Genomic DNA, 13,276 nt, shown 5'->3' with positions numbered 1-13,276 from the left:
TCATGCTTATTGTTCGTCTGTCAAAATCGGCGTTTGTCGCCGCAATAGCGTTGTTCGCAACATTGGTAGCCGTTGAAAACATTTTTTATTCGTCAATTAATTTTGCCTATGTCCATCATGTGTTTTTAATGGATAGCGTCTTTGCTGATGCGCCGACAAAGTGGCGTTCCATTGAAAATATAACCATTCAGAATATCGGTTATTGGCTCATTGTTACATTCGAGACGTTGACGGCTATCTTGTGTTGGATTGGTAGTGTGCGAATGTTGCTTGCTATAAAAGCCCCCAAAAACACGTTCCAATTGTCAAAACGTTGCGCAATCGCCGGTCTGACACTGGGGTTTCTGGTTTGGCATGTTGCATTTATGTCTGTGGGCGGGGAATGGTTCGGAATGTGGATGTCCAAGGAGTGGAATGGAGTGCCCGACGCCTTCCGGTTTTTCATTACCATTATATTGGTGCTGATCTATGTTGTCATACCGGACGAGAAAATAACAGCAGACAATTGAGACAGGGCTGACCGGTCGTCTTCGGTCTTATTACAACGTTAAAACTACATAAGTTGAACCGGAGCATTAAAATCACCGTATTTGCACCGCTGAGCCTCAAGACATGTCATTCTATCTGGCAAATAGTTGCCAGATAGGAGACAAAACACAACAGCCCGAACATCCGCATTATCCGTTTCACACCATTTGGTGAATATCCGGATTTGACGATGCCGTTCTGTTTTCTGAAAAAACTTTCTTGATTAGCCGATGATGACGTTCAAACGGCGTTATAGCGAAGCTGTTTTAATACTGTCGGGACGAAAAACCCTGATTCTCAAAAAAAAATTGTAGCTGGCGCATGAACATATTGCACATTTTTACCGAACTCGTTATAAGGCGCGCAGGAAGTATGCCATGCATAGTTTTTGGGGTATAGCCAAGCGGTAAGGCACCGGTTTTTGGTACCGGCATTCCCTGGTTCGAATCCAGGTACCCCAGCCACTTTTCCCTCGATAAATATTTATAATTGATTTCGCTTCAGTAAAAAGCTGTTGCGGTCAAGTGACTGAAGCTCCCCACCGGTAAACACACAATAATTCGTCAAACAAGCTGCAATCCGTCTAACAAGCTGCGCCAGATTATATTAACCGGAGCGGAACCGGAATGAACGCGACTTTTTTATTTTATAAGGAAAACGCTTTTATTTCCGGCTTTAAGCTTTTCACGTTATTTAAAATAACGCACCGAAAACCAGAAAAATATAATTTATTTCAGCAGCACCAGAGCGCCTGATTTTTTTTTAGCGTTTCAAATTGATAATTTGAGTCATTGTTTCATCAGCAACCTGAAAAACACGAAAATTGGCTTTGAAATTGTGCTCGCCCATATCCAGATCAATCATGTCATCACCCGGATCGTAAGTTTGACGCTCGACCGTCGTACCTCTGGCAACATTCAGAGCTGTTTTATCAAGTGAATCAACCTGTCTGTTCATGCCAGTTACCGAAATACGCATTGCGGTCTCAATAGACATTGAAATCACTCCTTTGATTGAGGTTCATTGCCATCAATAGAGTTAATATAATAGACAGAACAACAAATTTCCAGATGGGGAAAGTAATTCCGCAGGCTAAAGCCAGCCTTTCTTTCTGAAATAAAGAATCGGGATAACAGCCGAAATAATCATCAGAAAAAGCGCAAAAGGATAACCCCATTTTTCATTGAGTTCCGGCATGAATTGGAAATTCATTCCATAGATTGATGCAACAAGCGTTGGCGGCATGAAGCCCACTGCTGCAACCGAGAAAAATTTGATAATGGCATTTTGTTCTGTCGAAATCATCCCGACGACTGTATCAAGCAAAAAGGTCATTTTTGCTGACAAGAAATCGGCGTAATGCTCAAGTGACTGGGTGTCCTGTTCGAGTGATTTTACCGTCGTCTTCATGTCTTTTTTAGGCGTGACAGTTTTGCCGTCGGCTTCAATATATTTTGGCGTAACAGTTTTTCCATAGGCTTCCACATAAACGAGAAGACGGCTGACACCGGCGATGCTTTCTCTAACCATTGAAAGCAACGTTCCCTGATTGCCGATCTGGTTAAGAATTTTACGAAAATCGACAGTCGACATCGGCATCGCACCTTCATCACGATGGAAGATGTTGCGCGAAGCCTTTTCTATGCGTGCAGAGACGGCTTCGAGGAGATCGGCAAGCCGGTCTGTTGCCGCTTCCATAACCGCAGTCAAAATCGTTAGACCGGTACATTGTTGCGTAATAACCCCGTTACCGGCTTTGGTAACGCGTAAAATGAAAAGTTCGACAGCTTGCGGATGACTATAGCGAACAGTCACCAATCGGGATCCTGTCAGAATGAAAGTCACCGGCGCAATGTCACGCTTGTCCCCGTCAACTGTATAGATTAAGGGCGCAGTCATATATTGCGCCCCGTTTTCCATATAAAAGCGGCTGGATTCTTCGATTTCTGTCATGTCATCATGGGTTGGAATGGGAATCCCAAGCCATTTTTCCAGCTCTTTTTCTTCTCCCGCAGTCGGATCGGAAAGATCAATCCACAACACATCGTTTTCAGGTGTTCCATCTTCTTTCAGAGGAACTTCGACAAGTCGGTCAGTCGACGAACGAAAGCTGCGGATCATATATTAATCCTTCGTAATTTCCACCGGAGCGATTTTTTGAACTTCCAGAAAGTCTTGATCCCAACGCCCAGATACCAAGGGATGGCAATGGGAAATGCCTTCTGCTGAAAAATGAACAGCTTTGGTATCGACAATGCCGAAAGGAGCCTCGTCACTTTTCCGGTATTCGGATGTACCAATGATCGCACGTTCGTTTTTATGATAGCTTGCAAGTCGCAGATCACGCGCTTCTTCAATGCGTTTGGCGAGGTTGCCGTCTATCAGACTTTGCATGACACCACCTTCGTCTTCAAGCCGGGTAAACTCGACCCAGGCTGCTTCTGCAAGGGCATCCGCATCATTATCGCGACGATTGGCATGTTTCGCGAGAGGGTTCGCCAGTTCATCGACAAAAACAAGTTGGCTGTTGCGGGCAATACGGCGGGCATTTTCGTCCGGTAAGCCAAACACAAAACTATACGGCAATACGGATAAAGACGATGCACCGCCAAGAATTGCAGCATAGGCGGCAATAGAGGAACGCGAAATGTTACTTAGCGCATCCTGTCTGGTCATCATCCGCATGGATGTTTCAACATGGATAATGGCAGGGAAAGGCGATGAAACGCCACGTTCTCCCTGAAGACGCCGCCACAGCAACCTGATTGCCCGCATTTTTGCAAGTCCCATAACCGGATCCTGATCGAGTGCAGTAGCAAAACCGATATGCGGCAGAGCGTAAATAATATGGTGACGCGCTTCTTCAACCATCTTTAAATGGGCGAGCGCAACCGACATCATAGCACCGATTTCCTGTGCAGGCGTTGCACCCGCATTATGGTAGGGGCGACCGTCGGCTTCAAGCACAACTCCGGGAATGCCGGAAGAGAAAAATACCGACATTGATTGCGGCAGTGATGCTTTCAATGCCTCGATTGACATTTTAAGTTTGCCGGTTGTGGCCAGAACAGCAGTGGGGTCGGTACTGAATGTCAGTTTTGTGCGCGTCGGGTTAATGCGTCTGTGTTGAAGATAATCGATAAAACTGTCAGCAATGACACGACCATGCGGATGGTTATCCAGACGAATATGAAGACCATCCAGACTAACACCATCAAAAAGTGTCGGTATTGTTTCGGCCTTGGCCGGTAGCCCGAATCCATAGGCGCTGTTGGCGCCTTCAAAAATAAGAGCAATACCGGTAGCACCATTGGCTATGTCTTCCTTGAGTTGGAAGCGGGCACGTTCAATATCGGGGTCATCAGCACGTTGCATGACGGACCAGCCTGCTTGACGCGATTGTAAATTGTCGGATGGAAGGGATTGTTTCGAGCTCATGAGCAAATCAAAATCCTACTAAATCGTTTTTACACCATCTTTAAGAGGTACTCTAAAAAAATCACAAAGCCCTGAATGGCGCAAGACCAACCTACCGCAATTTCATTTAGAATTCATTTAATAAAATTCCATCCGGACGCATAAAATGATTTTTGGTGGAAGCGACCATTCTGTATTGCCATTCAGAAATATAACAAGTGAAAAACAGAATTTACAGATTTATATAATGATAGATATTATCATATATATTTGGATGTACAAATAATTATAATAATAGCAAATATATAAATATGAATATTATAAAATATTATAAATTGTCATTTTATGTAAAAATAGAGACCAATAGAGATATTTGTTTCAGGAAAAATCTGCCGACAAAAAAGGCCGTCAAAAAACAAATTCATTGAAGCCACATAAAAGACTTATTGAATTTGTCTGATTCTGGTACATTTATGCAGATTGGAAAATCAGGCCGAAGGATAATTGGGTATGATCGACAAGAGCGGAATTTTTCTTGGTGCCAGTCGCCAAAAACGGGATAATAGCCTCAAACCGGAATATATCTGGCTAAAATATGCAAACCGCCACGGATTGATAACAGGGGCTACGGGAACCGGAAAAACAGTAACGCTTCAAGTCATTGCCGAATCTTTTTCCGCAGCCGGCGTTCCCGTTTTTTGTGCCGATGTCAAAGGTGACCTTTCCGGCATAGCCAAAGCCGGTATTTTGAATGATAAAGTGCGCGCACGTGCAGAAGGTGTCGGACTTTCGTCAATCGAGATGAAGGCTGCACCGGTTATTTTCTGGGATCTTTTCGGTGTTGACGGGCATCCGATAAGGGCAACTGTTTCGGAAATGGGACCATTGCTGCTTTCCCGTTTGATGGATTTGACGCAAGCACAGGAAGGTGTGCTCAATATTGCATTCCGCGCAGCCGATGATGAAGGCTTGTTACTGCTTGATCTCAAGGATTTGCAAGCAATGCTCAATCACGTCGGAGAAAAGGCGGCCGAGCTTTCGACCCGTTACGGCAATATCTCGAAATCTTCAGTGGGATCTATACAACGTCAATTATTGGTTTTCGAGGAGCAGGGGGGCGAACATTTCTTTGGCGAACCTTCGCTGGAACTTGAAGACATTATGCGTGTTACGAATGACGGGCGAGGGGTTGTCAGCGTTCTTGCGGCTGACAAGCTTATGTCCAATCCGCGCCTTTATTCGACATTTCTTTTGTGGCTTATGTCCGAACTTTTTGAACAATTGCCTGAAGTCGGTGATCCCGATAAGCCTCGCCTCGTATTCTTTTTTGACGAAGCCCATTTGCTGTTCGATAATGCACCGAAAGCTTTGATCGAACGCATTGAACAGGTTGTCCGCTTGATCCGCTCGAAGGGAGTAGGCATCTACTTCATTTCACAAAATCCTCTGGATGTGCCCGAATCGATTCTGGCACAGCTTGGCAATCGTATCCAGCACGCATTGCGGGTGTATACGCCTCGCGAAACGGCGGCGGTAAAAGCCGCAGCTTCGACTTTCCGTGCCAATCCGGATTTTGACACGATGAAAGCGATCTCGGATCTCGGAACAGGTGAAGCGCTGGTATCAACTCTGGAAGATAAAGGTGTTCCTTCTATTGTCCAAAGAACCACCATTCGCCCGCCGTCATCGCAAATCGGACCGATTACGGTGCAAGAGCGGCAAAGTTTGATGAAAACAAGTCCGGTGAGCGGTAAATATGACGAGACAGTCGATCGCCAATCCGCCTATGAAATGTTGCAAAAAAATACAGAAGAAAAGCAATCCAACAATAATCAGGAACAGGGCGGAAGCTTTTGGGATACGATTTTCGGCGAGGATAAAAAGAATGGTCGCGGGCAATCGGTCGCAGAAACCGCAGTGAAATCCATTACCCGTACCGCTGCCAACTCTATCGGCCGGTCACTTGCAAAAGCCGGTGAAAATTATTTGCGCGGTGTCTTGGGAAATCTTCTGGGCGGCAGACGCAAATAAATGGCAATGCAAGGGCAGAGGGGAAAATCGGCCTTCGCTATGTTTCTCGATGTGAGCGTTTCCGGCTCTTCAAGTCCGACCTGATTGAGCTTTCATGTTTTGATCTGCATTGTCGGCAGAGGCTGAATAAAGAACCTTGGCTGACAGGAAGTTTACGGCAAGCTTTTGAGAAATTTCACCCGGAAAAGTGAAATTTTATGGCGTTATGATTTTCTATTCCGGATGGTCTTGGGGTTTCAGAAGGACTTAACTTTAAATACGTCATGCAATAAATCTTATCTAAAGATATGAGTGCTGGTCTTTCAGTCTCGCATCATAAATTACACGACAAGAACCGGAGCTTTTTCCGGAACGCGTTCGTAAAGATCTATAATGTCCTGATTGATGAGCCTGACACAACCGGATGAAGCGCGCTTGCCGATAGATGACCAATCGGGTGAACCGTGAAGGCGGTAGAGCGTGTCTTTACCATCCTGAAAAATGTAAAGGGCACGTGCGCCAAGCGGATTTTTCAATCCCGGTTTCATGCCGCCATTTGCAGCACTATATTTTGCAAGCTGCGGTTGACGGGCGATCATATCGGCAGGCGGTGTCCATGTTGGCCATTTGCGTTTATATTCGATAATGCCACGCCCCGACCATGCAAAACCTTCTTTTCCGACGCTCACACCGTAACGGATTGCTTTACCGTTGAGACGGACAAGGTAAAGATAACGCCGTTTGGTGTCGACAACGATTGTTCCGGGTTGTTCGCCGGTCGGATCGTCAACAATCTGTCGCAGAAATTGCGGATCAATATGTTGATAGGGAATTGCGGGGAGAACAAAATCGCCATCTCTCATTTCTCCATACATCGACGCAAAAGGAGCTAACGCATTATTTAAGGGTGTATTAACAGATGCAGGTGGCGTCTTTACAGGTGCCAATGCAATATCTTTCAATCCCGCAGGCATGCAGGCCGAAAGGCCTGTTGTTGCTGCACCCATCGTCAGTGTCTGTAAGAAAAAGCGCCGCGAGACAAGGGAAGTCATTCATCAATCCAATTTGTTTTTCTTTTTCCATATTTGACGGAAAAAAGTTAAAAACAAACAAATCCGGCTGTTTTCAATTCCGGCAGAGATGTTCGAGCGACAATCTCGAAAGGCTTAAAAAGCTGAAAAGGCTTAAAAAGCTGAAAAGCCTTAAAAAACCGAAAAGCCTTAAAAACCGAAAAGGCTGTTGCGCGCTATTTATGGGCTGCCCTTCAAGACGACAATAGGTTACTGTGAGACTTGTATCCCATCTTATGGAAAGAGGAGACATTTCAGCCCGACCGGTCAAACTCTTGTGAAAAGGGCAATTTCCCTTGCTTTTACCCAAGGAGCGCACCAAATAAATAATCGCACCTATTCCGGCAGAGACTATATTTTTAAGGAGTATTGAAAATGGCTTTTGAATTGCCTGAACTACCCTATGCTTATGATGCACTTCAGCCTTATATGTCACGCGAGACACTTGAATACCACCATGACAAGCACCATCAGGCCTATGTCACCAACGGCAACAAATTGCTGAAGGATTCCGGGCTTGAAGGCAAAAGCCTTGAAGAAATTGTCAAAGCAAGCTTTGGCAAAAATCAGGGGTTGTTCAACAACGCCGCACAACACTTCAATCACACCCATTTCTGGAAATGGATGAAAAAAGACGGCGGTGGTAAAAAATTGCCGGGCAAACTTCTCAAGGCAATTGATAGTGATCTGGGCGGATATGATAAATTCCGTGAAGACTTTCTTGCCGCCGGAGCGGCTCAATTCGGTTCGGGATGGGCTTGGCTTGCTGTGAAAAACGGAAAGTTGGAAATCTCGAAAACACCGAATGGTGAAAATCCGCTGGTTCATGGAGCAACGCCGATTCTCGGTGTCGACGTTTGGGAACACTCCTATTACATTGATTATCGCAATGCCCGTCCGAAATATCTTGAAGCATTTGTCGATCATCTGATTAATTGGGATTACGTGCTGGAGCTTTTTGAAAAAGCCTGATTTTGTTTTTGTAATTGAAAAAAGCCGCCATTTTTCCAATGGCGGTTTTTTATATCTGCCGGTTTTCCGGTACTTCCAACTTTTTACCGGTTGTCTTGCGAGTCAGCAATCACTCTTTAAAATTTGGTGCACATGCTCGCGTCAATGGATTTGTCATTATAAAGATAATTCATTGTTTTTAGCCAGGATTTGCATTCGTTCATCGTTTTGAAACAATGATAGCGTTCTACCGGCATAAGACCGGAACCGCGGTTCTGGAACGGTGTTTGTTCCCATCCGCGGAAAAAACCGGCAACTATTCCACTTCCCTTCTGAGGTGTCGAACAGCGCTTTCCGGCATATTCACTGGTCATATTTGCTACTTTTGCGGGGTCTCGACCACTTGCATAGACGCTTTGTGACATTGTCAGAAAGCCGAGGCCGATTGTAGCAAAAAATAATAGTCCATATTTCATAGAAAACAGGCCTCCCTCAGCCTTTTGATAATCAATATCGTGTACACAATGTGGCCGTTGGTGGTGGTGAGCCGTAGAGTGACTCCATTGTATAAAGCCAGCCACGGCATTCATCCATCGTTTTGAAACATCTGAACCGGTCGACAGGAACGAAACCGTCAGAGCTTATAATCGGATTATCCGTAACGCCGCTGAAATATCCCGCCACAATACCGCTTCCCTTTGCCGGCGTATTGCAACGGCTTCCGGCATATTCATCAACATCTTTCCTAATTCCGGCAGCATATGCCGGTGACAAGAAAAAGCCGATCAACAACAACAGCAATAGGCATGAAGTTTTCATCACTTGGTCGCTATTCCATAAAATGCGGACTGGTTAGCTGTCTGTTAAAACAGCTATATGAAACTATTTGGTAGCTTTATGAGCAATAGGCAAGTGCATTGTTCATTCTGCCTTAAAAATATATCGGAACGGATAACCCGTTAAAGCATGAATGCTCCGACGGGAGTTGCCAGCACTTATTTTTTCCTCTCCAGTCATTGGTTACAAAGGACAACGAAGACTTCAGGAAAAGTTGTGAAGACAAACGGAGACTTCAGGGGAAGTTGTGGTGGCAAGAAGAGCTTAGAAAAAATTGTCTCGCGGCAAGGCAGCTTCCGATCTCAAGAGATATGAGAGATCGGGTAAGCCGCCTTTAATCCGGTAATTTTAAAACGATGGTAGAAGGTTTAAATCTTTCCTGCAACTTTGAGAATAAAAGCGTAGATATAAGCACTTTCTTCAAGACGCGAAAACCGTCCTGAAGCACCTGCGTGGCCCGAATCCATATTTATTCTCAGTAAAACGGGATTATTTCCGGTGTTCAACTCGCGTAATTTTGCTACCCATTTTGCCGGTTCCCAATAGGTGACACGCGGGTCGGTAAGACCACCCATTGCAAGAATGGCGGGATAATTTTGTGCGCTGACATTATCATAGGGTGAATAGGATGCGATGAGCTTATAATCTTCCTTCGATGCAATCGGATTTCCCCATTCAGGCCATTCGGGCGGCGTAAGGGGAAGCGTTGCATCAAGCATGGTCGATAATACGTCAACAAAAGGAACAATGGCGACAATAGCCTTGTAATCTTGAGGAGCCATATTGGCGACCGCGCCCATCAACATGCCACCGGCTGAACCGCCTTCAGCAATCAACCGGTCATGCGAGGTGAAATGATTGGCAACCAGAAAACGCCCGCAAGCGATAAAATCGGTAAATGTATTGCGCTTGAACAAGTGCTTTCCTTTTTCATACCAGTCAAAGCCTTTTTCTTTTCCACCCCTGATATGTGCAATTGCATAGACAAAGCCACGATCGACAAGTGACAATGCATTGGAATTGAAACTATCCGGCATAGAAATACCATAAGCTCCATAACCATAGAGCAGACATGGCGCAGTACCGTCGAGTTTTGTATTTTTGTGATAAAACAATGAAACGGGAATTTCAGCACCGTCTTCAGCCTTGGCCATCAAACGCCGTGTAATATAATTTTCGGGGTCGTGTCCTGACGGCACTTCCTGCCGTTTTAACATAACGCGCTTTTTCGTGCCCATGTCATAATCATAAAGTTCGGAAGGCGTTGTCATCGACGAATAGGAGAAGCGGATTGTGTCGCTGTCATATTCGGCTGCGCCATGAAGTCCCAATGAATAGGTTTCTTCGTCAAAAGCAATGCTATGCTGCTTTCCGTTACGACGATCAAGGAGTTCAATTCTCGGCAATCCGTCGCGACGTTCAAGCCAGACAAGAAAATTTTTATAAGCATCATGGGCAAGAATAAGTCTTGATGGTTGATGGGGAACAACCTCTGTCCAATTTTCTTCTGTCGGTTTGTCGAAGGGCGCCGACATTATTTTGAAGTCTTTGGCGTCGTTGATATTGGTGAGAATGTAAAATACGTCGCCACCTTCAGCCAGGCTATATTCAACGCCTTTTTGACGTTTTCTGACGCATTCGGGCTTCATCGTCGGCTTGTTTGCAGGAATAAGCCAGACTTCCGAAGTTTCATGGTCGTGGATGTCAATATAGATGACATCATTCAAGGACGAACCGCCAACGCCTAAGAAAAATCCCGGATCTTTTTCTTCAAAGATCAACAGGTCATCTTGTTGTCCGGTTCCGAGTTTGTGATAATAAAGTTTTGACGGGCGGTGATTTTCATCGACACTCGTATAGAAAAAACCTTCCGAATTCGCGTCCCAAACAACATCGCCCGATGTATTTTCAATTGTTTCACTGCGGTCAGACAGCAAAGCCATGTCACGTAGCTTTATTGTATAGAATTCCGAACCCTTGTCATCATAGCACCAGACACATTTACTGTGGTCGGGAGAATGTTGGACAGTTCCAAGACGAAAATAGTCTTTACCTTTTGCCAGTACATCGCCATCGAGATATATTGTGGCCTCTCCGCCATTGCGAGGTGTCCGGAAGTAACGGGGTTGTTCACCACCTGTCACAAACGAGACACCGTAAGCATAAGGACCATCTTTCACCGGTACCGAACTATCGTCTTCCTTGATACGCCCTTTCATTTCCGAAAAAAGCTGTTGTTGCAGCTTTGTCGTATCAGCCATTTGCGCTTTTTGATAAGCATTTTCCTTATCAAGGTGTTGGCGTATCGCCGGATCAAGCAATTCGGGCTGTTTGAAGACTTCCTGCCAGTTTTTGGCTCTCAACCAGTGATAATAATCATGACGGATTATGCCATGATGCTCTTCGCTATGGTCAATTTTTTTTGTTTCGGGTGGCAAAATTACTGATTCGGTCATTCTTCATCCTAAATGGCGGTGTTGGCGTCGAATTACTTTGTTGTTTTATCCTGCTGGTATGTCAGAGCATAGCCATTCATGCAATAACGCAATCCTGTGGGTTCGGGACCATCAGGAAAAACATGGCCAAGATGCGATCCGCAATCGGCACACAAGACTTCTGTGCGCTCCATGCCATGGGAATAATCTTCCTGAAAGACGACCGCGTCCGGGTCTATGGGACGGAAAAAACTTGGCCAGCCACTACCGGATTCATATTTGGTTTCAGACCTGTAGAGCGGTTTCCCGCAGCAAACGCAATAAAACGTTCCGGGCTTCGATGTATCGAATTCAGGTCCCGAAAATGCTCTTTCTGTGCCTTGCTTGCGTGTAATATCATATTGTTTCGGCGTTAGTTGCTTGCGCCATTCTTCATCGGTTTTTGTAATCTTGAATTGATGTTTATCACTCATGAATTTATCCTCGCACAAATATATTAAATTTGCCGGCTAATCAGTCAATCTCTTTGACAGCGGAAACAATAGCTGCTAGAAGCTGAAAAAAATAGCAATCTTTCCCTTTTATATGATATCTGTGTATATGAATATCAATCTATACTAGAATTTTCGATGTGGATTCGCATTCATTATGTAAAAATGGGACACTTTGCCATAATTTATATATAATTCGCATAACAAACTTACAGAAGTTTAATAAAAAAACTAAAAAATAACTTGAAAAAAAATTGGAACCTTTGTTTTATAGAGTTGTTTGATGTTTGTAATTGACAAGGTTATTTACATAGCTATATGAAGACAACATTTGCTTGCTTGGTTCAAGCAAGCCAAAACAAAAATGAAGTAAAAAAAGGATAAGAAGATGGATGAACAAGCCGTCGGCGAGAATGAAAGCGATTTCATTATTACACTGGTTGCTGATGTTGTAGCTGCTTATGTTGGCAATAACTCAATCAGACCAGGTGAGTTGCCCAGTTTGATCGCGGACGTTCACACTGCATTTGTTAAAGCTGGTGGAGAAACAGCTACAGAGGCCGAAGTTGAAAAACAGAAGCCCGCAGTTAACCCGAAACGTTCTGTTTTCCCTGACTATATTGTCTGCTTGGAAGACGGCAAGAAGTTCAAGTCGCTTAAGCGCCATTTGATGACGCATTATGAACTGACCCCTGAACAATATCGCGAGAAATGGGACTTGGATCCGAATTATCCAATGGTTGCACCGAATTATGCAGAAGCCCGTTCTTCTCTTGCCAAACAGATGGGATTGGGACGTAAACCTGGAAAAAGAAAATCAAAATAATTCAAATTTCAGGTCGGATTTTATTAACGGGCGCATTTAATATGTGCCCGTTTTTTAAATCGATTGAAGTTGGGGGGTAAAAAAATAGCTTTCAAGGCTTGATCGAACGGTTTTAATGATCGATCAAAACGTTTTAACGATCGTTTGTGGACTATTCCCACTATTGTTTGTGGAGTGTGTTCGAGGCCTCAAGGCGAATGCGTTCAACCATAGAACGTAAACCGTTGGAGCGTTGCGGGGTCAAATTTTCGTCAAGTCCCAAGGTTTTTAAAACTTTTTCAATATCGGCATCAAGAATTTCCGATGCCCGTTTGCCTGAATAGTAAGTTGTCAAGATATAGACGAGACCGCGTACAATGTGGGCATCTGAATCGCCCTGAAAGGTCATGACAGGGTCGTCGCCTTCACCTCTTTTAGTTAATAACCAGACCTGGCTGACACAGCCTGGCACCTTGTGAACATCATCACGGGCTTCTTCAGGATAGGGCGGGAGTTCACGTCCGAGTTCAATAACATCACGATAGCGGTCTTCCCAATCATCAAGCAGGGCAAAACTTTCCAGAATATCGTCTATTGTATCGGTCATGATTTATTATAAATTTTCGTTGGTTCGATTGTTCAATGGTTATAGTCGAACCATTACTCCGTCTTTGTAAAAAAGTAAATTTTTAACCGAAGGCACTTTTTCGTGTGTCGTGGCACGCGTTTTGT

The 13,276-nt window shown here is 44.6% G+C and carries 13 protein-coding genes and 1 tRNA gene; 5 read left to right on the top strand and 9 right to left on the bottom strand.

The window, feature by feature from the left end; genetic code table 11:
* The first annotated feature begins 2 nt into the window (after positions 1–2).
* A complete protein-coding gene (locus H3S94_RS00350) occupies positions 3–509 on the top strand; it encodes a DUF2165 family protein (RefSeq protein WP_198239978.1) in 507 nt (168 codons plus the stop codon).
* 408 nt (positions 510–917) lie between these two features.
* A tRNA-Gln gene (locus H3S94_RS00345) sits at positions 918–992 on the top strand.
* Between the two features lie 298 nt (positions 993–1,290).
* Here the strand turns inward: H3S94_RS00345 and H3S94_RS00340 are convergent.
* The 3 genes from H3S94_RS00340 to H3S94_RS00330 all read right to left on the bottom strand — a co-directional run bounded on the left by H3S94_RS00340 (position 1,291) and on the right by H3S94_RS00330 (position 3,966).
* On the bottom strand, positions 1,291–1,524 hold the full coding sequence (locus tag H3S94_RS00340) for a hypothetical protein (protein ID WP_198239977.1): 234 nt from the start codon (positions 1,522–1,524) through the stop codon (positions 1,291–1,293).
* 96 nt (positions 1,525–1,620) lie between these two features.
* Positions 1,621–2,649, bottom strand: coding sequence for a magnesium transporter CorA family protein (locus tag H3S94_RS00335; RefSeq protein WP_077991488.1), 1,029 nt, complete (start codon positions 2,647–2,649; stop codon positions 1,621–1,623).
* A gap of 3 nt (positions 2,650–2,652) precedes the next feature.
* Positions 2,653–3,966 carry a methylmalonyl-CoA mutase family protein gene (locus H3S94_RS00330; RefSeq protein WP_077991490.1) on the bottom strand — a complete coding sequence of 438 codons (1,314 nt, stop codon included), beginning with the start codon at positions 3,964–3,966 and terminating at the stop codon, positions 2,653–2,655.
* 489 nt (positions 3,967–4,455) lie between these two features.
* Between H3S94_RS00330 and H3S94_RS00325 the strand changes: the two genes are divergently transcribed.
* Positions 4,456–5,976 (top strand): helicase HerA-like domain-containing protein, encoded by a 1,521-nt coding sequence (locus H3S94_RS00325; protein ID WP_198239976.1) that lies wholly within the window; start codon positions 4,456–4,458, stop codon positions 5,974–5,976.
* Between the two features lie 320 nt (positions 5,977–6,296).
* Here the strand turns inward: H3S94_RS00325 and H3S94_RS00320 are convergent, their stop codons facing one another.
* A complete protein-coding gene (locus tag H3S94_RS00320) occupies positions 6,297–7,007 on the bottom strand; it encodes a L,D-transpeptidase (protein ID WP_198239975.1) in 711 nt (236 codons plus the stop codon).
* Between the two features lie 393 nt (positions 7,008–7,400).
* On the opposite strand from H3S94_RS00320, the gene H3S94_RS00315 reads away from it, so the two are divergent.
* The gene (locus H3S94_RS00315; RefSeq protein ID WP_077991495.1) at positions 7,401–7,997 is read left to right on the top strand and encodes a superoxide dismutase; all 597 of its coding nucleotides are present in this window, start codon (positions 7,401–7,403) and stop codon (positions 7,995–7,997) included.
* 116 nt (positions 7,998–8,113) lie between these two features.
* Here H3S94_RS00315 and H3S94_RS00310 read toward each other — a convergent pair whose 3' ends face one another.
* The 4 genes from H3S94_RS00310 to msrB form a co-directional block, all read right to left on the bottom strand.
* Entirely contained in the window at positions 8,114–8,452 is a 339-nt protein-coding gene (locus H3S94_RS00310; protein WP_077991497.1) for a hypothetical protein, read from the bottom strand.
* 31 nt (positions 8,453–8,483) lie between these two features.
* On the bottom strand, positions 8,484–8,795 hold the full coding sequence (locus tag H3S94_RS00305) for a hypothetical protein (protein WP_198230901.1): 312 nt from the start codon (positions 8,793–8,795) through the stop codon (positions 8,484–8,486).
* 386 nt (positions 8,796–9,181) lie between these two features.
* Positions 9,182–11,269 carry a S9 family peptidase gene (locus tag H3S94_RS00300; RefSeq protein ID WP_198239974.1) on the bottom strand — a complete coding sequence of 696 codons (2,088 nt, stop codon included), beginning with the start codon at positions 11,267–11,269 and terminating at the stop codon, positions 9,182–9,184.
* A 32-nt stretch (positions 11,270–11,301) separates the two neighbouring features.
* Complete coding sequence (gene msrB / locus H3S94_RS00295) at positions 11,302–11,721, bottom strand: peptide-methionine (R)-S-oxide reductase MsrB (protein WP_077991503.1); 420 nt, start codon at positions 11,719–11,721, stop codon at positions 11,302–11,304.
* A gap of 406 nt (positions 11,722–12,127) precedes the next feature.
* Between msrB and H3S94_RS00290 the strand changes: the two genes are divergently transcribed.
* A complete protein-coding gene (locus tag H3S94_RS00290; RefSeq protein ID WP_077991505.1) occupies positions 12,128–12,565 on the top strand; it encodes a MucR family transcriptional regulator in 438 nt (145 codons plus the stop codon).
* Positions 12,566–12,725: 160 nt separating this feature from the next.
* On the opposite strand, the gene H3S94_RS00285 is transcribed toward H3S94_RS00290, so the two are convergent.
* Positions 12,726–13,151 carry a SufE family protein gene (locus H3S94_RS00285; RefSeq protein ID WP_198239973.1) on the bottom strand — a complete coding sequence of 142 codons (426 nt, stop codon included), beginning with the start codon at positions 13,149–13,151 and terminating at the stop codon, positions 12,726–12,728.
* Positions 13,152–13,276 lie beyond the last annotated feature (125 nt).

It is taken from the genome of Bartonella sp. B10834G3 (genome assembly GCF_016102505.1).
GTDB lineage: Bacteria > Pseudomonadota > Alphaproteobacteria > Rhizobiales > Rhizobiaceae > Bartonella > Bartonella choladocola.
This window is presented reverse-complemented; position numbering and strand designations above follow the sequence as displayed.

Excerpts from the sequence above, each read along its gene's own strand:
- H3S94_RS00350 (WP_198239978.1), top strand. The coding sequence starts at position 3 with ATGCTTATTGTTCGTCTGTCAAAATCGGCGTTTGTCGCCGCAATAGCG.
- H3S94_RS00340 (WP_198239977.1), bottom strand. The coding sequence starts at position 1,524 with ATGTCTATTGAGACCGCAATGCGTATTTCGGTAACTGGCATGAACAGA.
- H3S94_RS00335 (WP_077991488.1), bottom strand. The coding sequence starts at position 2,649 with ATGATCCGCAGCTTTCGTTCGTCGACTGACCGACTTGTCGAAGTTCCT.
- H3S94_RS00330 (WP_077991490.1), bottom strand. The coding sequence starts at position 3,966 with ATGAGCTCGAAACAATCCCTTCCATCCGACAATTTACAATCGCGTCAA.
- H3S94_RS00325 (WP_198239976.1), top strand. The coding sequence starts at position 4,456 with ATGATCGACAAGAGCGGAATTTTTCTTGGTGCCAGTCGCCAAAAACGG.
- H3S94_RS00320 (WP_198239975.1), bottom strand. The coding sequence starts at position 7,007 with ATGACTTCCCTTGTCTCGCGGCGCTTTTTCTTACAGACACTGACGATG.
- H3S94_RS00315 (WP_077991495.1), top strand. The coding sequence starts at position 7,401 with ATGGCTTTTGAATTGCCTGAACTACCCTATGCTTATGATGCACTTCAG.
- H3S94_RS00310 (WP_077991497.1), bottom strand. The coding sequence starts at position 8,452 with ATGAAATATGGACTATTATTTTTTGCTACAATCGGCCTCGGCTTTCTG.
- H3S94_RS00305 (WP_198230901.1), bottom strand. The coding sequence starts at position 8,795 with ATGAAAACTTCATGCCTATTGCTGTTGTTGTTGATCGGCTTTTTCTTG.
- H3S94_RS00300 (WP_198239974.1), bottom strand. The coding sequence starts at position 11,269 with ATGACCGAATCAGTAATTTTGCCACCCGAAACAAAAAAAATTGACCAT.
- msrB (WP_077991503.1), bottom strand. The coding sequence starts at position 11,721 with ATGAGTGATAAACATCAATTCAAGATTACAAAAACCGATGAAGAATGG.
- H3S94_RS00290 (WP_077991505.1), top strand. The coding sequence starts at position 12,128 with ATGGATGAACAAGCCGTCGGCGAGAATGAAAGCGATTTCATTATTACA.
- H3S94_RS00285 (WP_198239973.1), bottom strand. The coding sequence starts at position 13,151 with ATGACCGATACAATAGACGATATTCTGGAAAGTTTTGCCCTGCTTGAT.